The organism is Aminipila butyrica (assembly GCF_010669305.1).
Taxonomy (GTDB): Bacteria; Bacillota; Clostridia; order Peptostreptococcales; family Anaerovoracaceae; genus Aminipila; species Aminipila butyrica.
This window is the reverse complement of sequence record NZ_CP048649.1, coordinates 195,529-214,922: the sequence shown is the minus strand read 5'-3', so window position 1 is coordinate 214,922 and position 19,394 is coordinate 195,529. Positions and strand designations below refer to the sequence as shown.

Annotated in this window: 19 protein-coding genes; 4 read left to right on the top strand and 15 right to left on the bottom strand. The window is 42.1% G+C overall.

Annotation, left to right across the window (positions count from 1 at the left end; genetic code table 11):
* The 10 genes from Ami103574_RS00995 to Ami103574_RS00950 all read right to left on the bottom strand — a co-directional run bounded on the left by Ami103574_RS00995 (position 1) and on the right by Ami103574_RS00950 (position 11,058).
* Positions 1-1,560: a nitrogenase component 1 gene (locus Ami103574_RS00995; protein ID WP_163064892.1), complete on the bottom strand. Its 1,560-nt coding sequence runs from the start codon at positions 1,558-1,560 to the stop codon at positions 1-3.
* 42 nt (positions 1,561-1,602) lie between these two features.
* On the bottom strand, positions 1,603-2,514 hold the full coding sequence (locus Ami103574_RS00990; RefSeq protein ID WP_163064891.1) for an ABC transporter permease: 912 nt from the start codon (positions 2,512-2,514) through the stop codon (positions 1,603-1,605).
* 12 nt (positions 2,515-2,526) lie between these two features.
* Entirely contained in the window at positions 2,527-3,333 is an 807-nt protein-coding gene (locus Ami103574_RS00985) for an ABC transporter ATP-binding protein (RefSeq protein WP_163064890.1), read from the bottom strand.
* Positions 3,334-3,374: 41 nt separating this feature from the next.
* A complete protein-coding gene (locus Ami103574_RS00980) occupies positions 3,375-4,457 on the bottom strand; it encodes an ABC transporter substrate-binding protein (RefSeq protein ID WP_163064889.1) in 1,083 nt (360 codons plus the stop codon).
* Between the two features lie 40 nt (positions 4,458-4,497).
* Positions 4,498-5,373: a radical SAM protein gene (locus Ami103574_RS00975; RefSeq protein WP_163064888.1), complete on the bottom strand. Its 876-nt coding sequence runs from the start codon at positions 5,371-5,373 to the stop codon at positions 4,498-4,500.
* A complete protein-coding gene (locus Ami103574_RS00970) occupies positions 5,373-5,717 on the bottom strand; it encodes a NifB/NifX family molybdenum-iron cluster-binding protein (protein WP_163064887.1) in 345 nt (114 codons plus the stop codon). Before Ami103574_RS00970 ends, Ami103574_RS00975 begins: the two co-directional genes overlap by 1 nt.
* Positions 5,710-6,885: a cysteine desulfurase NifS gene (gene nifS / locus Ami103574_RS00965; protein ID WP_163064886.1), complete on the bottom strand. Its 1,176-nt coding sequence runs from the start codon at positions 6,883-6,885 to the stop codon at positions 5,710-5,712. Before nifS ends, Ami103574_RS00970 begins: the two co-directional genes overlap by 8 nt.
* Before the next feature lie 164 nt (positions 6,886-7,049).
* A complete protein-coding gene (locus Ami103574_RS00960; RefSeq protein WP_163064885.1) occupies positions 7,050-7,205 on the bottom strand; it encodes a YezD family protein in 156 nt (51 codons plus the stop codon).
* A 444-nt stretch (positions 7,206-7,649) separates the two neighbouring features.
* Positions 7,650-8,366, bottom strand: coding sequence for a response regulator (locus tag Ami103574_RS00955; protein ID WP_163064884.1), 717 nt, complete (start codon positions 8,364-8,366; stop codon positions 7,650-7,652).
* Positions 8,359-11,058, bottom strand: coding sequence for a sensor histidine kinase (locus Ami103574_RS00950; protein WP_163064883.1), 2,700 nt, complete (start codon positions 11,056-11,058; stop codon positions 8,359-8,361). The genes Ami103574_RS00955 and Ami103574_RS00950 overlap by 8 nt, the downstream gene beginning before the upstream one ends.
* A 413-nt stretch (positions 11,059-11,471) precedes the next feature.
* On the opposite strand from Ami103574_RS00950, the gene kdpF reads away from it, so the two are divergent.
* From kdpF to Ami103574_RS00930, 4 genes are all read left to right on the top strand, one after another.
* Positions 11,472-11,549 (top strand): K(+)-transporting ATPase subunit F, encoded by a 78-nt coding sequence (gene kdpF, locus Ami103574_RS16130; RefSeq protein WP_163067887.1) that lies wholly within the window; start codon positions 11,472-11,474, stop codon positions 11,547-11,549.
* Positions 11,550-11,568: 19 nt separating this feature from the next.
* Positions 11,569-13,293: a potassium-transporting ATPase subunit KdpA gene (gene kdpA, locus Ami103574_RS00940; protein ID WP_163064882.1), complete on the top strand. Its 1,725-nt coding sequence runs from the start codon at positions 11,569-11,571 to the stop codon at positions 13,291-13,293.
* A gap of 12 nt (positions 13,294-13,305) precedes the next feature.
* Positions 13,306-15,360: a potassium-transporting ATPase subunit KdpB gene (gene kdpB, locus Ami103574_RS00935; RefSeq protein WP_163064881.1), complete on the top strand. Its 2,055-nt coding sequence runs from the start codon at positions 13,306-13,308 to the stop codon at positions 15,358-15,360.
* 90 nt (positions 15,361-15,450) lie between these two features.
* The gene (locus Ami103574_RS00930; protein WP_207710514.1) at positions 15,451-16,077 is read left to right on the top strand and encodes a K(+)-transporting ATPase subunit C; all 627 of its coding nucleotides are present in this window, start codon (positions 15,451-15,453) and stop codon (positions 16,075-16,077) included.
* Here the strand turns inward: Ami103574_RS00930 and Ami103574_RS16125 are convergent.
* The 5 genes from Ami103574_RS16125 to Ami103574_RS00905 all read right to left on the bottom strand — a co-directional run bounded on the left by Ami103574_RS16125 (position 15,972) and on the right by Ami103574_RS00905 (position 19,383).
* Positions 15,972-16,307, bottom strand: a complete 336-nt coding sequence (locus tag Ami103574_RS16125) for a heavy-metal-associated domain-containing protein (protein WP_246213219.1) — start codon at positions 16,305-16,307, stop codon at positions 15,972-15,974. The genes Ami103574_RS00930 and Ami103574_RS16125 overlap by 106 nt on opposite strands.
* Before the next feature lie 72 nt (positions 16,308-16,379).
* The gene (locus Ami103574_RS00920; protein ID WP_163064879.1) at positions 16,380-16,565 is read right to left on the bottom strand and encodes a hypothetical protein; all 186 of its coding nucleotides are present in this window, start codon (positions 16,563-16,565) and stop codon (positions 16,380-16,382) included.
* Between the two features lie 96 nt (positions 16,566-16,661).
* Entirely contained in the window at positions 16,662-17,030 is a 369-nt protein-coding gene (locus tag Ami103574_RS00915; protein WP_163064878.1) for an ArsR/SmtB family transcription factor, read from the bottom strand.
* A 340-nt stretch (positions 17,031-17,370) separates the two neighbouring features.
* On the bottom strand, positions 17,371-18,192 hold the full coding sequence (gene larE, locus Ami103574_RS00910) for an ATP-dependent sacrificial sulfur transferase LarE (protein WP_163064877.1): 822 nt from the start codon (positions 18,190-18,192) through the stop codon (positions 17,371-17,373).
* 228 nt (positions 18,193-18,420) lie between these two features.
* On the bottom strand, positions 18,421-19,383 hold the full coding sequence (locus Ami103574_RS00905; protein ID WP_163064876.1) for an aldo/keto reductase: 963 nt from the start codon (positions 19,381-19,383) through the stop codon (positions 18,421-18,423).
* Positions 19,384-19,394 lie beyond the last annotated feature (11 nt).

Genomic DNA, 19,394 nt, shown 5'->3' with positions numbered 1-19,394 from the left:
TTACTGTTTCCCTTCTTCTAAGATTTCCGGATGCTTGGCTAAAATAAATGGGTCTGCCTGACTGAGCCACCAATCGGTATAGGGAAGCTTTACATGCCGTTGTAAAACCTGATTAAACTTCTTGCGAGCAAGGATTTCAATTAAGGCTTCTCCCACCCGGATGATTCCATCGTATCCTACGGGAAAATGCTCATCTCCCATGGCAAATGCCGGGATTCCGACTTTAGCAGCCAGTGGAGCCAAACCATTGTGCCGTATAATAATGAAATCCGGATTTACACGTTTTAGCAATCCATAAAACTGAAATTGCTGAGTCTTGCTGACAGTAAAATGCTCGATATCTCCATAATTATCAACCAAGTGCTTCAAGGTATTTTGTTCCGTATGTCCACTATCGTAAACGGGATCATGATGAAACACGATAGACCCATTTACTTCTATTCCCAGCTCTCTGAGTACGGAAATCATCCCGTGAGCATACGAAGACCCCGTAGAGACAAAACCCTTTATGCCCTTTAGCTTTTCTCTTAATTCCTGAATTTTAGGGAGGACTCTTGCATGTTCACTGGCGATATACTCTTCTATAATCTCTTCTTTGCCCATTATTTTTGCAATGGCCCGCAACCAATCGTCGGTACCTGCAAAGCCATAGGGCTGGGACGCATTAACTTGAGGGACTCCATATTTTTCTTCCAGGGCGGTGGCCATATAAGAACCCAAGGTATGGCAGAATGTAGCGGTGGCTGCTGCTTCTGAGGCCTGTGCCAGTTCATCAAAACTAGCCATATCAATAAGATAATTCACCCGGAGGCCTAAGGGCTTTAGCAATTCCGTAAAGTAGTCGGTTCCCCACAGGGCAACAATGTTGATTAAATCTTTTTGCTTTTGAGGGTTTTTGTTGACGATTTGCCGCACAACTCCATGCTGAGAAATATCAAAACCGGTACTCCAGTGTTTACTTCTAAATCCCTCACAAAATAGTGGGATCACTGGAATGTTAAGCTCCCCTTCCATTTCCATGGCGATACTTTCAATGTCCTCCCCAATTATGGCCGTGGAGCAGGACATAGATATAAATATGGCCTTGGGATTAAACCGCTCATAGGCATCACGAATACTCCGCCTGAGCTTATCGCTTGCGCCAAACACCATATCCCGCTCTAACAAATTGGTACTGACGATTTGAAGATTTTTAACCTCTTTTCCTCGCCTCATCAGGCCAATCCGATAGCCCAGATTGAATCTTGGATGGATGGCAGAACATCCGATTGGCGAATGTTCAATCAGAATACAATCCGGGATGTTGCCGACCTGACATCCTACAATTGAGTGATTACACATGGTCTGCTGATTAAATGGCATATTTAACTCACACAACTTGCACCCCGGTCCTTTTTTGCCGGCACATCCGCCCCCTTCTCCAGTCCTTTTCTGACCTCGAATATCATAGTTTGACGCTTCCGCCAGCTCACTGGCGCTTCCATCCCATGAAATGATGGACCCTAGCCGCATCTCCCGATTTTCTACACTCGACAAGTCTAAATTTATTTTTCTAGTCATCATGACCTCCTATTCTTTCCCTCTAACACCTTTTCTGGTTTGCTACTGCTTCCAACGAAGCAGGTATTTCTGGAATTTGTTAAAAAAGAACGTGATAACACTTACCACAATTCCCAATACAATAATTCCTGCGACAATTCTTGTGAAATCTCCAAAGTCCGAATAGTACTTAATATAGAACCCCATACCAGTTTTCCCGCCGATCATTTCTGCTGATGTCAACAAGATAAAAGAAATGGCCAGACCCTGATTGCAGCCGATAAAAATTTGAGGCAATGCCGCCGGAAGCATCACATGAAACAGCATGGAGACATTTCCTACATTTAAAGTCCTTGCTGAATCAATTATTTTCCGTTCAATATGGACTACGCCCGTCATGGTTGCCCCAACGATAGGCCAAAATGATGCCGCAAAGATAACGAATACAGAAGAGTCTCGGAACGTAGGCAGCAGCGCAATCGCATAGGGAATATAAACAATGGGCGGTATGGAGCCTAAAAATTGCGATACATGCCTGAAAGAACTGCCTAGCCGCTTGTTCCATCCTGCTATTAACCCGGTGGGAATTCCCGTAATTACCGCCAAAATATATCCTTCTAATATGATAAGTAAGGAGCTTCGAATACCCTCTATTATCTTTGGTAAATCATCTATAAACTGTTCAATCACGGTTCCCGGTGCTGGAAACAGCTCTTCGCTGAGAAATGCGGTTTTAGCTGTGAGCAGCTGCCATACAATAATCAGGAAGTAAGCGATTGCAATAACATCTTTAGCCGTATTTATTTGGGCTTGCTCCTTTTTTATTAAAGAAATCAGGAGGAAGCTTCCTTCAACCACCACAATAAATAAAATAATATTTTTTCCATAGGTATCATTGCTGTATTGATTCGGGAGAAACTGAATCAGAAGAAAAATAAGAAAAAATATATTTGTTATATTTAGTACCTTTTTCACGCATTTTACCCGCTACAGTGCAACTTCAGCGCCATGGATTTTTTCAGACTTCTCATTGAAAAACGACGACATCAGTTCCTTTCTAAAATTTGCATACTCCTTAGATTGAACTAATGCTTCTCTATTCCGTGGTCTTGGAAAATTAATTTGAATTTCTTTTTTGATACGTCCCGGGTTAGCCGCCATCATGATAATACGGTCGGAAAGCAGTATGGCCTCATCAATATCATGGGTCACAAAGACGACGGTTTTCTTATCCTCGCCCTTTTCCCACAATTGAAGCAGCAGCTCCTGCAAGATCACTCTGTTTTTTGCATCCACCGCTCCAAAAGGTTCATCCATTAAAAGAATGGAGGGGCTCATGGCCAATGCCCGGGCTATGGCTACACGCTGCTGCATACCCCCAGAAAGCTGGGCGGGATATTTCTGTTTAAACTTGCTCAAACCGACTTTTGAGAGATATTCATCTGCGATTTCAAAAAGCTTTTTCTTCGGCAGCTTCCTGTTCACCTGCCGGACTCCATAGGCAACATTTTTTAATGCCGTCATCCAGGGAAAAAGCGAGTAGTGTTGAAACACTACTGCTCTCTCCAAACCGGTGCCCGTAATCTCACTTCCGTCAATCCTGGCAATTCCTTCTGTGGGAGAATTTAAGCCCTCCAGAATACTTAACAAGGTGCTTTTCCCGCATCCGCTGGCACCAATTATACTGACAAATTCCCCTTCTTCTATGGCAAACGAAATATCCTTTAGTGCGGTAAAGGTGTCTTTTTTACCAAAATAGTCCAGTGACACATTATTTATCTCAATCTTGCTCACCTTAGGCCTCCCTTCTGTCTCTCTTCAGCATCCGCAAGCGCTTATTTATTTTCCTCATGATATTTCACAAGGCTTTGGTATACCTTGTCTTCCGGCTTCTCTTTTATAATTGAAGCCAGTGCTTTCTCATATAATTCCGTATTAATACTTGCTTCAATATCAAAAGGTTCTACGTACTTTAGATTTACCATGGCATCATAGAATGTAACCGTTGAAGCTCTATCTGGATCTGGATTAGAACTGATGTATTTTCCATAAGTTTCTGCCTTTAGAATGTCTTTATCAATATCTACATAGTTGGCTATGATATCCACCGTTTCCTCTTCATTTTCTTGGTAGAACTTGTAGGCTTTAATCAGCGCTCTCAGAAATTTCACATAGGTATCCGGATTTTTTTCCAGCTCTGCCGTTTCAGCAACCTGACGGCAGCATGGATGATGCCCAAACCCTTCTACTTCCCCACTATAAGAAAGGATTTTGTAACCCGCATCTTCGGCTAACTTTCTAAATGGTGTAAATAAAATAGCTCCGTCAATCTCATCATTTTTCAGTGCTGCAAATGCTGCCGCACCACTCTCAGCAGATACAAGTTCCACATCTTTTTCCGGATCTAGTCCCGCATCTATCAGCCCCTGACGAAATACTACGTCCGCCGTCCCACCAAACGTATCGGCTATCCTCTTTCCTTTTAAGGCCGATAAGTCTGCCTTATCGCCAAGACCTTCCACTACTTCTTTTTTCACGACCAGGGCATGGCCTTCTGTCATGGCTCCGCCAAAGATGGTTACCTTATGGCCTTGACTGATGTACTGTATGGAATTTGTGGAGCCAAGAGCTCCTGCCTGTAGTTTTTTATTCTCCAGCGCAGTCAGCATACTGTTATTTTCAGCGAACAGCACCAGATCCGCGTTTAGCCCTTCCTCTTCAAAAAATCCTTTGTCTTTAGCAACGAAGTACAGCAAATGCCCCGTTGAAGGCAAATACCCTATGCTAAAATCAATTAAATCACTTTTTTTACTGCTGGTTTTACCTCCAGCAGTTCCGGCGCAGCCCACCGCTGTAAATAGTAACGCACAGATCAGCAGGGCACTGAGCCACCTTCTTTTTATGTTTCCTTTTTTCATCAATATCACCTTTCCTGTTAAACCTTTGTTATTCTTGTTATCAACCATGTGAAAACGTATCTTTATGTGAAATCCTCTTCAGATAAATCTTATCACCAAAGTCCTCCCCTCCTGGCACACCAATTGCGTCCGCTCTGCAACGCTGGCAATGCCTGAATACATCTATGTACGGTTCCGCCTGCTGCCTTGCCGAATCTGTCTGCTGACAGGTAGGGGCCTGACAATGTGCCAGTTCATGCTGGGGGACTAAGGGAATGATATTATAAATACTGGCGCCTGCCTCACGGACTGCTCTGGCAACCTCTCCAATATGATGCTCATTAATCCCCGGTACCAAAACGGTATTTACTTTGATAGTGATTCCCGCTGAGGCTATCCGTCTAATTCCTTCCAGCTGATTGGCAATTAGGATCTTTGCTCCTTCCACACCGCCATAATACTTTCCGTGATACGTAATCCCCCCATTTAACTTCGCCTCTATTTCCGGGTCCACCCCATTGACGGTTACGGTCAGAGAATCAATGCCAACTTCAATTATTTCTTCCGCCTTATCCGGGAGAAGCAGGCCATTTGTGCTCATACATTTAATCAGCTGCGGAAATTCCCTCTTAACCAAACGAAAAGTTTCCAGCGCATAGGGTGTCGCCAGGGTATCTCCTGGCCCAGCAATGCCCACCACCGTAATCGCCTGACACATTTCAAGGGACCGTCTGATGATGTCAATGGCTTCTTCCGGCGTTATAATCGTCGACGTAACCCCCGGCCGCCTTTCAAAATCATTAATCTGCCGGTCACAGAATCTACATTCGATGTTACACCCTGGACTCGTGGGAAGATGGATTCTACCGGTATTGCCTTTTTTGCCCTTGGCAAAGCAAGGATGTTTTACTGTTAGCTCGTCATATGAAAATCCCATTACGCTCCTCCTTCCAATAAATTGTCTTCGATGATTTTTTTCATTACCCCATCAATTAGATAAGGGGCTTCAAATACCAGGAATCCTTTCGATTCCAAGTACGTACTGGCTCCCTCACCAATTTTAGCTACGATGATAGCACGGCAATCTCTTAGTGCTTTAGCTACCTTGTCAAAAGCCTCGTGGTTGTGTCCCTGGCTATGGCAGCAGGCACTTACCGTTCTGGACTCCAGATGCCGATAGCCACCTTTCCCGATTTCAAAAATATGAAAGTGTTGTGCCCGGCCAAAATGTTCATTAACTACTTTTCCGTCTGTACTAGCTATGGCAATTTTATTATTCATCTGTTTCCTCCCACAGTGGAGACATGGTCCTCAGCTTGTGAATAATCTCCCGGAGGTTATCCAGGATATAGGTAATCTCTTCATCCGTTGTCTCTTGGCTAATGGACAATCGAATCGAACCATGGGCAAGCTCCGGCTTCAAGCCTATTGCCAGCAATACGTGGGAAGGTTCCAGTGAACCGGAAGTACAAGCAGAGCCGCTTGACGCACATATGCCCACTTGATCCAGCAGTAGCAGCAGGCTCTCTCCTTCTATCCCCTCGATAGAAATATTGCTGTTTCCCGGTAATCGCTTTTCCCGATCTCCATTGAGCCTGGTGCCGGGAATGGCTAATATACCGTCAAGAATGCGATTTCTTTTTTCTGTCACTTCGTTGATTTTATTTTCCAGATTTGATACGGCCAGTTCCATAGCTCTGCCAAGACCTGCAATAGCAGGAACATTTTCTGTACCCGGACGCTTGCCCCTTTCCTGACCGCCCCCATAAAGTAAGTTTGACAGGACAAGTCCCTTCTTCACATAAAGAACACCAATTCCTTTTTGTGCATGTATTTTATGGCCGGAAATCGAAAGTAAATCAATCTCCTGCTTTCTTACGTCGATATTCACATTACCCACGGCCTGAACCGCATCGGTGTGAAAGAGTACCCCCTTTGCATGGCATATGGCTGCGATTTGCTCGATGGGCTGAATGGTCCCAATTTCGTTATTAGCATACATGATACTTACTAAAGCGGTATCGTCTCTTATGGCCTTGCGTACATCCTCCGGATTTACAAATCCCTTGCTGTCAACCGGCAGATAGGTAGCCTCATATCCTCTCTTTTCAAGAGCCTCGCAGGTATGTAATACGGCATGATGTTCAAATACACTGGTAACAATATGTTTTTTACCTTGGGGCAGTAGCTTTTCCGCCACCCCTCTAATCGCCCAGTTGTCTGCCTCAGAGCCCCCGCTGGTAAAAAATATTTCCTCCGGCTTACTTTTGATTGATGCTGCTACTTTATTTCTCGCCCTTTCAATTGCGGCTTTTGCCTGCTGTCCGATTTCATATGCGGTAGACGCATTAGCAAAATTATCTTGAAAATACGGGAGCATTTCTTTTAACACTTCATCCGAAATACCTGTCGTTGCCGCATTATCTGCATAGATCAGCCTTTTTACCATTTTAACGCCCCCTTTCTTTTCCTCTGCTTACGCAAAAAGGCTGTTTAAAGCTCCGCCTCATGGCAAAGTTTTAAACAGCCTCTAATTTTTTTAGTCAGCTTATTTTATTTAATTATGTTATATCTTTACTTACATTAAAGTGTTAAACATTACAGGTATAGCTTTCAAATTTTTTTAATTCTTATTTTCTCCTGACATTCGATTTGTATGATTTTTCCGTCTTGAACGATCAAGGTTATGGAACCATACTCAATCTGGCGAAGAAATTTTTCAATCTGTTTCGTCACATCCTTATGTTCTGCCAAACTATTTTTATCCATTCAAGAACTCCTTTAAAACAATCTGGGGATTAAAAAAACTGCTTCCACATAAACGTAAATTTTTTTGTGAAACAGTCTCCATATGTGTCGCCCATCCTATTTGCTTGCTTTATTTTATCCAGCAATACACATTCGCGCTGTTCTCATTATTTCTGTATTCATTAAGTTTTTGCCCATACACAGACAGACATCTCTCATCATACAATCCTTAAAATTTTTCATATCATTTACCTCCCAATAAAGTGTTGATTTAAGCCCGCTGCTTTCAGATTTGTTTATAAAAGCAGCCTGCCGAATCATTTTCTTGACAAAATCAATCATATCATACTCAAAAAATATGTGTTAATACTTGAAGATGATACCCGGCCATAAGTTTATCTTATAACCCGCCTTGTCCACAACAAACTGGTCAACCCATAACATTTAAAAATGTATTTTGCTCAATCAGCTTGATTTACCATCATCCCCTACCCGCAGCATACGATATCCAACACCAATATGCGTCTGTATATACTTCGGCTGTGAAGAATTTTTTTCAATTTTTTTGCGTAATGTTGCCATAAAAACACGTAGTGCCGGAATATCGCTATAGTAGTTCCCCCAAATCTCATGGATGATAAAATTGTGTGTTAAAACTTTGCCAACATTCTTTGCCAGCAAGCAAAGCAGTTTATATTCCATAGGAGTTAAGTGAACTTCCTCGCCATCCAGCCACGCACAACCCGCGGCATAATCAACCTTTAGGTTGCCATTTAAGAAGACCGTCGCATCCTTTTGCAGCTTTGCATTATCATAACGTACTCTGCGCAAGCTAACTCGGAGCCGTGCCAAAAGTTCATCCACACTAAAGGGTTTTGTCAGATAATCGTCTGCGCCGGCATCAAGTGCACTAATCTTGTCACGGTCTTCACTTCGTGCGCTTACTACAATAATAGGCATATTAGACCATGTCCGAACTTTTTTTATAATATCCACCCCGTCCATGTCTGGAAGCCCTAAGTCTAGAATCATAATATCCGGCTGCTTAGTAACAGCCTCAAGAATTGAACTTTCTCCCGTTCCTGCTGTGTGGTACTGATAATTTTGTGTTTCTAAAGTAGTTGTAATCAACTTTTGAACGGCCTTATCATCCTCAACCACCAAAATCAATGGCTTATTCATGAAGATACACCTCCTCTGCCTGTAACGTAAATCCAAATATTGTTCCTTGTGGTGTATTGTCTCTTACATAAATGGAACCGCCATGCGCATTAACAATAGATTTACATAATGGCAATCCCAAACCAAGTCCACGCCGACTATCTGCACTGATATTCTCACCCGTATAAAACATATCAAACAATTTGTCTTTGACATCATCTGAAAGTCCAGAACCATTATCAGCTATTTCTACACGAACAAATTCTCGGTCTCTTTTTACTGAAATGGTAATGCATGAATCCTGCTGTGTATATTTAATTGCATTGTCCACAATATTAATAATCACTTGAATAATCAGCCTGGAATCCATTCTAGCCATTAAAAATTCTTCCTCCAATGCAGTCTCAATCGTATGCTCTGCACTTCTTCGATTAATATGAAGCAACGCTTCTGTAATTACCTCGTCTAAAAGCTCCGGACGCATATCTAGGTTCATTGTCCCATTATCTATTCGGGTAATGGAGAGTAGATTCTCTACCAGATTAATCAGCCACATCGAATCATCAAAAATATCGGTATAGAGTGCCTGCTTTTGTTCCTCACTCAAAATTTGAGAATTGCCTCTTAGAATCCCTGCATTGCCTGAAATGCTGGTGAGTGGTGTTCTCAAATCGTGAGAAATAGCTCGAAGTAGATTGGCCCGAAGCTGTTCTTGTTGCATTTGTATGGAAATTTGCTTTTGAGTTTCGTGCAGCCATTCTTTTTCCAGTGCAAGTGCACATTCTCCCAGCATAGCGATTACCAAGCTTTTTTCAAAGGCCTCTAAAGGCATCTGCTTATTCACGGCAATTCCTGCAACAGCAAAGACCTTATCCCTTCCGCGTACCGCAAGATATAGGCATTTTGAGGCAGAAAGAGTATTAGTTGTAGCTCCTGCATGTTTATTATTTTTATATACCCATTCTGCCACAGCACGTTCATCTGCCTTCGTGTAAACTTGTAACTGATTACTTGCTTCTCCAACAGAAAAAAACAAGGGCTCCGATAGACAATCTTCTTGTGCAGCATAAAAGACTACGGTTCTATCCAATAGCCTTACTAATTGCTGTGCAGTTTCACTCAGAATTTCAACTTGGTTGCTGGCCTGCTGTAATTTACGGCTTGTACCTAAAAGAACCTCTGTCCGATAAGCTTTCTCTACCGCCTGACGGGCCTGCTCTTTTACACGCTTCGTAAGTGTACTGGTAATAATCGCCGCCGTCAACATAACAATAAAAGTAACCGGGTATCCTGGAATAGTCGCTTCTAAAGAGAACCTTGGTTCAGTAAAAACAAAATTAAATATCAACACACTTAAAACAGAGGAAGCTGCACTATATATTTGACCTCTGGTGATAATTGCGTTCAGTAATACACCTAAGATATACGCCGTGATGATGTTCGCTTCGGTAAAACCAAGATAGTCAAACCATAGCCCAACCAATGTGCAGGCTATTAAAATGCCTATTGTCTTTAAAGAATCCACCAGTGAAAGGTTTACTTGTTTTGAAAATTTAGGTGTCCGCAAATGAAAGGAGGACTGCATATCCGGAATGATGTAAATATCTAAATTGGGGGCAAGTGCAGACAGTTTATCCACAAAATTAGACTTTCCAAACCTTTTTTTTATATGACTGGAACGGCCCATAACGATTTTAGAAACACGGCTCACCTTGGCATACTCTGCAATCTGTCCAGGGACATCTTCTCCATATACCGTGGCAATTTGTGCCCCCAATTGCTCAGCCAACCGAAAATGTTCCCTGAGACTTGTCTTGTCTTTATCTTCCATTCCTAATGTTTTCGGTGTCTCTACAAAAAGTGCGGTAAACGCACCGTGGAAGGCATCCGCCATTCTTGCAGCTGTACGAATTACCTTAGCATTTGAAGAAGCTGAGGATAAGCAAACTAATATATGCTCATTTGAATAAGCACCGTTATTTTTAGCTGTCTCTAAATTTTGAGATGCTATTCGGTTGACCTGGTCGGCCGTGCGGCGAAGTGCAATCTCACGAAGTGCAATTAATTTTTCTTTAGTAAAAAAATTTGAAAGTGCTCGCTGAGCTTGTTCTTCTCGATAAATTTTTCCTTTGTTAAGGCGTTCAATTAGCTCATCTGGTTCAATATCAACCACTTCAATTTGATCTGCACTATCAAAGACGCTATCTGGAATTCTTTCTCTTACGGTAATACCTGTAATAGACGCCACTACATCGTTAAGACTCTCTATATGCTGCACATTGATGGTAGTATATACATCAATACCTGCACGCAAGAGTTCCTCAACATCTTGATACCTTTTCGTATGGCGGCTGCCCTCAGCATTTGTGTGGGCTAACTCATCCACCAAAATCAGTTCAGGCATTCTGCAAAGAGCACCATCCAAATCAAATTCCTTTATTGTTACGTTCTTATAGGTTATCTCCAAAGAAGGCAGCGTTTCAAATCCTTTTAAAAGGGTTGCTGTTTCTGGACGAGCATGTGGTTCAATGTATCCAGCGACGACGTCCACACCATTACTTCTCATTTCATGAGCGTCTTTTAGCATTGTGGAAGTTTTTCCAACACCAGCGGCGTAACCAAAATAGATCTTCAACAGTCCCCGCTTTTTTTTATTTGGTGTAGCATAAAGCGGATTAGAATTCATATGGAAATCATTCTTATTACCAGCCATTTCAAACTCGCCCTCTCTGAGAAACTATTTTGTATAAGTATATCACGCAAAAGATTACTATTGTATTATGAATTTTAGCTTGGCATTAAGATTAAATAAAGATGAAGTGATGCAGATTCCATTCTACTTAAATAGTTCCATAAAAAAATAGAGATTATCTCTAGGTTAAAAAAGCAATATAGGATATACGTGTATCCTTAATGTTATCTTAATACGTATCGAAAAATCCTAATCCCAAGCTTATGATGGATATGTTACTTTAATTAATAGCAAATAAGTCAAAGGAGGAGTTGTAATGAATTTTGTAATGGATTTAATGATGGTTGGTACCCTTGCAATCTGCTATCTATTGATAAAATGCTTTGCTGATTGGTGTGGACATCTAGTAGAAAAGTCTTAGAGGAGGAAAATTCATGATTATTTTGGGGATTTTAATTGTGGGGTTAGCGACATATTTGGTATATGCTCTTATAAATCCCGAGAAATTTTAATGGAAAGGTGGAATCGAATATGTTGCAAATTGTATTATTTCTAGTACTCTTTATTGCTGCAATTCTCCCAATGGGGAAATATATGTACCATATTGCCGTGGGGCAGCGAACCTTTGCCGATCCGATTTTTGACCGGGTGGACAATGTGATTTATCGGACCTGCGGCATCGACCAAAAAGAAATGAATTGGAAACAGTATGCTTTTGCTATGCTGGCAACCAATGGAATGATGGTATTTGTCGGATATCTGATTTTGAGACTACAGGCATTGCCGATTTTTAATCCTAACAGTGTCGCAGGAATGGACCCCAGCCTGTCTTTCAACACGATAATTAGCTTTATTACCAATACGAACCTTCAGCATTATTCTGGTGAATCTGGCCTTTCATATTTAAGCCAGATGGTGGTGATTATTTTTATGATGTTTACTTCCGCCGCCACTGGATACGCTGTAGCTGTGGCCGCTGTCCGAGCTTTTTCCGGCAAAGTTAAAGCTATGGGTAACTTTTATGCAGATATTGTTCGTATTACGACACGTGTTCTTCTTCCGCTTTCCCTGATTGTGGGGTTACTTTTGGTTTCCCAAGGTGTAGTACAAAATTTGTCACCGAATATAACCGTTCAAACTATTGAGGGAAAATATCAAGACATTGCCATGGGTCCAATTGCTGCATTGGAATCCATTAAGCATATTGGTACCAACGGCGGCGGGTTTCTTGGCGCAAACTCAGCAACACCGTTAGAAAATCCAACGGTCTTTACTAACATGTTGGAGATGTTGTCCATGATGCTTCTGCCCGGTGCTTGTGTAATCATGTTTGGTCTCATGGTGAGAAGTCATACAAAAGAGAAAAATAAAAAAAATCAGGCGGCTAAAATTTTATTTTTGGGTAGTGAAGCAAAGCCTATTTTTACAGTTATGCTTCTCCTTTTTATGATAGGCCTCGCCGTTTGCTTTAATGCAGAACAAGCTGGAAATCCTGCGCTGGAGCAAGCAGGTCTCAGTCAAAGCATGGGTAACATGGAGGGCAAGGAGATGCGCTTCGGGATCACACAGTCCTCATTATTTACAGCTGTAACAACAGCCTTTACCACCGGCAGCATTAATAATATGCATGATACGCTGACACCTCTTGGGGGACTGGTTCCCCTTGTAAATATGATGCTTAACATGGTATTCGGCGGCAAGGGTGTTGGCCTCTTAAATATGCTTCTGTATGTGATTCTGACTGTGTTCATCTGCGGACTAATGGTAGGGCGCACGCCAGAGTATTTAGCAAAGAAAATTGAAGGCCGGGAAATGAAACTGACTGCGCTCGGTATCATGATTCATCCACTGCTGATTCTGACTTTCACAGCATTGGCCGTGACCATCCCGGCAGGTTTAGCAGGAATCAGCAATTCAGGCCACCATGGGTTAACCCAAGTCTTATATGAATTTGCATCTTCTTCTGCCAACAATGGTTCCGGTTTTGAAGGATTAATTGATAACACCCTTTTTTGGAATATCACCACGGGGCTTACCATGTTCTTCGGTCGTTATCTATCCATCATCATCTCTCTGGCTATAGCCAATTCACTGATGATGAAGCACCCTGTCAGTGAATCTATCGGCACGTTGAGAACTGATACGAGCACATTTGCAGTCGCTTTATTTATGGTGGTGCTTGTTATTGCTGCACTGACGTTTTTCCCGGCACTGATTCTTGGCCCAGTGGCCGAACACATAGCTTTGTGGCATTAAGGGGGTATTATTATGCACAATGAAAAGAAAACAAAATTAATTACAGCGGATATTCTGAAATCCTCTATTATAGGAGCCTTTACAAAGATAAACCCCTGGTACATGATTAAAAATCCTGTCATGTTTGTAGTAGAAATAGGTTTTCTCACAACACTATTGCTTTGCTTTTTTCCGAGCCTATTTGGAGATGAAGGAAATAATTTGCGTGGGTACAACCTTATCATATCCATAATCCTTTTTATTACTGTACTCTTTGCTAATTTTGCGGAATCCGTTGCAGAAGGACGGGGTAAAGCACAGGCAGAAAGTCTGAAAAAAACGCAAAAAGATATGCAGGCCCGAATTTTGAACATGGATGAAACGGAAACAATCGTAAGTGCCAGCTCTTTGAAAAAGGGGGATATGGTACTAGTTAAGGCAGGAGAGTTAATTCCCAATGATGGTGAGGTGATGGAAGGAATCGCTTCTGTCGATGAGTCTGCTATTACCGGCGAATCTGCACCTGTACTCAAAGAGAGCGGTGGTGATTTTTCATCTGTTACGGGTGGTACAACCGTATCCAGTGACTGGTTAAAAATCCGGATTACTTCCAATCCCGGAGAATCCTTTTTGGACAAAATGATTTCTTTAGTAGAAGGAGCTTCCCGCAAAAAAACGCCTAATGAAATTGCATTAAATACGCTGCTGGTAAGCCTGACCCTCATTTTTTTAATTGTTGTTGTTACGCTATACCCTATTGCGCTCTACAGTGGCGTTAGGCTTCAACTATGCACATTGATTGCTCTGACAGTATGCTTGATTCCTACAACCATTGGTGGCTTGTTGTCAGCAATCGGCATTGCAGGAATGGATCGGGTAACACGATTTAATGTGATTGCTATGTCTGGTAAAGCGGTGGAAGCCTGCGGCGATGTGGATACCATGATTTTAGACAAGACAGGCACTATTACCTATGGCAACCGAATGGCTGCAAAATTCATTCCTGTAGATGGCGTTAGCGAACAGGAGTTGATTCATTTTTCTGTGCTTAGTTCCCTCAAAGATGATACCCCTGAAGGAAAATCTGTTGTTCAGCTGGGAGCACGGCTGAGTGGCAAAACGGATCACCCCATCAGTGGCATGGAGTTTGTAGAATTCACTGCACAGACACGCATGAGCGGTGTTAATCTCCCTGATGGAACCAAAATTCGAAAAGGTGCTTCTGATTCCATTCAGAAATATGTACAAGAGCTGGGTGGTTCTGGTCCAAAGGACCTGGAAGCGCGAGTAACTGAAATCGCTAAGCTTGGTGGTACGCCACTGGTGGTCTCTGTTGATAAACGTATTTTAGGTGTTATCTATCTAAAGGACACAATAAAAGAAGGTCTTGTGGAGCGATTTGCAAGACTCCGGGAAATTGGTATTAAGACCATTATGTGTACTGGAGATAACCCCCTGACGGCGGCTACCATTGCGCAGGAAGCCGGTGTGGACAGCTTTATTGCTGAATGTAAGCCCGAAGATAAGATTCAGGCAATCCAAGCTGAGCAATCCGAAGGCAAGATAGTTGCTATGACAGGTGACGGCACCAATGATGCTCCTGCTTTGGCACAGGCCAATGTGGGTATTGCGATGAACAGCGGAACTCAGTCAGCCAAAGAAGCAGCCAATATGATTGACCTGGACTCCGATCCTACCAAGATTTTGGATGTGGTAGAAATTGGTAAACAGCTTTTAATTACACGTGGCTCGCTTACAACATTCAGCATCTCCAACGATATTGCTAAATATTTTGCGATTATCCCTGCCATGTTCATGGTGGTGATTCCCCAGATGCAAACGCTGAACATCATGGCTCTTTCCACACCGTACAGTGCGATTTTATCTGCCTTGATTTTCAACGCGATTATCATTCCGCTGCTGATTCCCTTGGCAATGAAAGGTGTAAAATATAGACCGCTGCGCGCTGAAAAGCTGTTAACTCGTAACATGCTAATCTATGGACTTGGTGGTATCGCAGCACCTTTTATTGGTATCAAACTGATCGATATTTTGATTACTCCCTTATTGGCAGTCTTTGGATTATAAGGGTCTGCTTGATGCTAAAACCGTAGACTAAACAAAAATCGTGTATTTGTGGCGTAAATGCCCTAATTATAGAATTGGAGGTTATCGAATATGATTAAATCTTTGAAAGGAATCAAGAAACCACTGCTTATTACAGTAACAATGCTCCTAATCTGCGGGCTGGCTTATCCCCTTTTGCTTACTGGAATTAGTCAACTTCTCTTTCCATATCAGGCAAATGGCAGTCTCCTTGTTTTTGATGGGCAAGCAATAGGTTCAGAGCTGGTCGGACAGGATTTTACAGACCAGCGCTTCATGAAAAATCGCCCTTCCGCTGTGGGTTATAACACCTATACACAGGAAGAAAAGGCTGATGGAACTTACACCGGTATCAGTTCGGGTTCCAAAAACTATGCTGCAACCAATCCTAAACTTACAAAACGCGTAGAAGCCGACATTGCGGAATTTCTAGCTGTAAGTCCTTCTATTTCCAAAGAGGATATCCCAACAGATTTACTGACAGCATCAGGTTCTGGCCTTGATCCACACATCAGTCCAGAATCGGCATCTATTCAGATTCCAGCTCTAGTTGAATCAACTGGATTATCGCAGGAACAATTAGAGGGTATCATTCAACAGCATACGCAGGGTAGACTGTTTGGTATTTTCGGTGAAATAACCGTCAATGTCTTAGAAGTAAACTTGGATATTGCTAAGGAATTAGAATTAATCAAATAACTAGAAGAATTTTCTTTCACCACAACTTGAGAGTCGTGACGTCTGACAATGGCATCTGCCTGAGCAGCAAGACTGTTTACAGTTGTACCTTCGGCAATTTCCATGGTGAGAGTTTTGGATACAAAATCGACGGCTGCAAAGGACACACCGCCAATTTTTCCAATATCCCGCTCAATTTTCGCCGCGCAGTTACCGCAACAGAGTCCCTCCAGTATATACTCTTTTTTCATTGCAGCCATATCATCATCTCCTTATGTATATTATTGTACAACTATTCCACTAATTGGCAAAAAAAAATATGCTTAAAGTCCAAGAATACCGATTTTTGCGGCCAAACCAATCGTAATTACAGCTCCTATCAATGTAACGATACGATAAATCCTAACTGATTCTTGGTCATATTTTTCTTTACTCCAATAATAAATTCCTGCTCCACATACAGCAAGGCCAATCAGAAGTCCAAATATAGTAAAAATGACAGATTGCATTTTAGCTCCCCCTTCCCTATGAATAAATAAGACTTTATGCTGCTCCTGTACAGCCAAAATGGTCTACAAGAACAGCCCCTGTTAAATATTAAAATATTATTTTTCGCAGACATGAATAAGTCCTTCTTTGAAAATGCTCTTAACATGTTCGTCCGCAAGAGAGTAATAGACCACACGCCCATCCTTTCGATATTTTACCAGCTTTACTTGTTTTAAAATTCGAAGCTGATGTGAAATGGAGGATTTTGTAGTACCTAAAAGAACAGCAATATCACAGACGCACATTTCTGCGCGAAACAGAGCATAAAGAATTTTTACCCGCGTAGAATCACTAAATACTTTAAAAATATCCGCTAAATCAAGGAGCGTATCCTCCTCTGGCATATGTTCACGAACATCATTTACAACTTCTTCGTGAATCGTGTTACAATCACATCGGTCAATATCCGGTTCATAAGCGCACATAAGATCACCCCTCATAAGTTAAATAGTTGTATAATCTTTCAACTATTATATTCTCAGTTATATTTCCTGTCAATACGATTTTAAATTTTTTACCTTTTCCAATCTTCAATTTTTAAAACCTCTATATTATTTGTTTTTTATATGTTTAATAGCATGCCAAACAATCCATATTGAAAAAATACTCATAGCTATAAACAAAAGGAAGGGGGTAAACAGCAATAACGTTTTCAACATAATCCATTCCTTTCAATCACAAAAATAAGAATAGAGATTTTAACCTCTATTCTTATAATACAGAATTCTCTATAAAGCACACGCCCAGAAAATAGCCATTTTCTATTTACTGTAGCCCTGCGTTCATGTTGCCCATCTTGTAGCCCTGCAAATCCAGCGATATGTACTGAAATCCCAGCTCTTTGAATTTCTGGTGAACGACCTGTCGTCGACTCTTTTCCATCATGCTGTCAAAATCAGCTTCCTCTAACTCAATTCTGGCCAAGTCTCCATGGGCCCGTACCCGCAGCTGCCGATACCCTAAGCCTCGCAGAAATTCTTCTGCCAGCTCTACTCTCTTCAGCCTTTCCAAGGTCAGAGTCTCCCCATAGACAAACCGGGAAGCCAGACAGGCATAGGACGGTTTATCCCAGGTTGGCAGCCCCAGCTCCTTAGAAATCTGACGAATTTCTGCCTTATACAGGCCTACTGCATACAACGGGCTGGTCACTTGAAGCTCAATAATCGCTTTTTTCCCCGGGCGGTAATCAGATGCATCGTCCATATTGGACCCTTCGGCTACAAACTTCCTGCCCATCTCCTTGCTCTTTTCCAAGATGGCAGAAAAAATGGCCTTCTTGCACAGATAACATCGATTCTCTGGGTTGTCCTCCAAACCTTCCACAGACAGCACCTCCATACTCAGCACCTGGTACGGAATCTGGTGAGCTTCTGCAAAAGCCACGGCCTCTTCATATTCCCGATCCGGTACAAAAGCTGACTTGCAGATGATCGCTGACGCTTGATCGCCCAACGCCTCCTTAGCCGCATATACCAGCAGCGTAGAGTCCACTCCGCCGGAAAAGGCTACCGACACACTGCCCAGCTTCTTCAGTTCCTCTTTTAACTGCTCATACTTCTTCATATATTCTTTTGCTGTATTTTCCATGATCTTTTTCTCCTTGTTTACACTATTTTTCTCTCGGCAATGCCCCAAGAGACAACACCGTTGTCTCCAATACAGATTAAAATAGTACTATTTCAATGCAAGATTTTTGCCATACTGCTTTCATATTACCTTATAACCACATAGGTTCATTATACCAAAAAAAAATTACTATGGCACTTCCTTTGGCCATAGTAATTTTATATAACAGGGTAAAGCTTACACCTTTACCTATAAACAATCAGACTTTAAAGACAGGTAATCCAACTCTGCTTTAGACAGCTTTACATTCAGAGTCTGAATACAAGAATCAAATTCCTTTCGACTTCTGCTGCCAATGATAGCAGCTACACCAGCAGGCTGACAAAGCACGTATGCTAAGGCAATATTGATGGAGTCTACACCCTTTTCTTTGCCCAATTCCTGAGCTCTCTTTAACCGTTCAAAATTGTCATCATAGAAGAAGGCTTCCTGAATATCTTTCGGCGCACTGCCATCTCGAGGGTAAATATCGGCAAAGAAGCCGTGTGCCTGGGCCGCCCAGCTAAACAACGTGATGTCTTTGCCTTCATGCCATGCAGCATATTCATCGTCTGCATACACGGTTCCCGGCCACCGGGCAGTACGTACCTTGGCAAGGGAATAAGAAGGATTATTTACTGCTAAACCAGTGTAACCCTTTTCCTGGCAGTATTCGTAAGCTTCTTTCACCCGGTCAAGCTCCCAATTAGAGAAGCCATATGCTCCAATCAGGCCTTCCTGACGATGCATTTCCAGCCGATCGATGATTTCAGATACAGGCAGCTTTGGCTCATCTCGATGAAGCAGGTAAATATCAAAGAAATCGCAGCCAGTATGAAACAAGCTGTAATGCAGATCATCGGTAATCAAATCTGGCTTTACTCGCCAATATTCTGGATGATGAACACCATCCGGGGTAATGATAGGGTGACAGCACTTATCCACGATAATCAAATCCTTCCGATTATTCCTGGAATCAAACCACTTTTTCAAAATACCTTCGGAACGAGCGATTCCATAAAAACGGCCTGTGTCGATAACGTTTCCGCCGCTTTCCACATAAAGGTCTAACATCTTAAAAATTTCATCCTCGAAGTCCGGACTGAACCAAGCCGTACCCATAACCAATTTTGATGCAGGTTTCTTCACACCTTTTACGTTAATGTACTCCATAATTTACCTCC

What these genes read in the sequence shown, in the direction of transcription:
- larE (WP_163064877.1), bottom strand. Translation starts at nt 18,192, where the DNA reads ATGGAAAATACAGCAAAAGAATATATGAAGAAGTATGAGCAGTTAAAA.
- Ami103574_RS00960 (WP_163064885.1), bottom strand. Translation starts at nt 7,205, where the DNA reads ATGGATAAAAATAGTTTGGCAGAACATAAGGATGTGACGAAACAGATT.
- Ami103574_RS00980 (WP_163064889.1), bottom strand. Translation starts at nt 4,457, where the DNA reads ATGAAAAAAGGAAACATAAAAAGAAGGTGGCTCAGTGCCCTGCTGATC.
- Ami103574_RS00975 (WP_163064888.1), bottom strand. Translation starts at nt 5,373, where the DNA reads ATGGGATTTTCATATGACGAGCTAACAGTAAAACATCCTTGCTTTGCC.
- kdpB (WP_163064881.1), top strand. Translation starts at nt 13,306, where the DNA reads ATGCACAATGAAAAGAAAACAAAATTAATTACAGCGGATATTCTGAAA.
- Ami103574_RS00970 (WP_163064887.1), bottom strand. Translation starts at nt 5,717, where the DNA reads ATGAATAATAAAATTGCCATAGCTAGTACAGACGGAAAAGTAGTTAAT.
- Ami103574_RS00920 (WP_163064879.1), bottom strand. Translation starts at nt 16,565, where the DNA reads ATGCAATCTGTCATTTTTACTATATTTGGACTTCTGATTGGCCTTGCT.
- kdpA (WP_163064882.1), top strand. Translation starts at nt 11,569, where the DNA reads ATGTTGCAAATTGTATTATTTCTAGTACTCTTTATTGCTGCAATTCTC.
- Ami103574_RS00915 (WP_163064878.1), bottom strand. Translation starts at nt 17,030, where the DNA reads ATGTGCGCTTATGAACCGGATATTGACCGATGTGATTGTAACACGATT.
- kdpF (WP_163067887.1), top strand. Translation starts at nt 11,472, where the DNA reads ATGATTATTTTGGGGATTTTAATTGTGGGGTTAGCGACATATTTGGTA.
- Ami103574_RS00905 (WP_163064876.1), bottom strand. Translation starts at nt 19,383, where the DNA reads ATGGAGTACATTAACGTAAAAGGTGTGAAGAAACCTGCATCAAAATTG.
- Ami103574_RS16125 (WP_246213219.1), bottom strand. Translation starts at nt 16,307, where the DNA reads ATGAAAAAAGAGTATATACTGGAGGGACTCTGTTGCGGTAACTGCGCG.
- Ami103574_RS00950 (WP_163064883.1), bottom strand. Translation starts at nt 11,058, where the DNA reads ATGGCTGGTAATAAGAATGATTTCCATATGAATTCTAATCCGCTTTAT.
- Ami103574_RS00995 (WP_163064892.1), bottom strand. Translation starts at nt 1,560, where the DNA reads ATGACTAGAAAAATAAATTTAGACTTGTCGAGTGTAGAAAATCGGGAG.
- Ami103574_RS00955 (WP_163064884.1), bottom strand. Translation starts at nt 8,366, where the DNA reads ATGAATAAGCCATTGATTTTGGTGGTTGAGGATGATAAGGCCGTTCAA.
- Ami103574_RS00930 (WP_207710514.1), top strand. Translation starts at nt 15,451, where the DNA reads ATGATTAAATCTTTGAAAGGAATCAAGAAACCACTGCTTATTACAGTA.
- nifS (WP_163064886.1), bottom strand. Translation starts at nt 6,885, where the DNA reads ATGGTAAAAAGGCTGATCTATGCAGATAATGCGGCAACGACAGGTATT.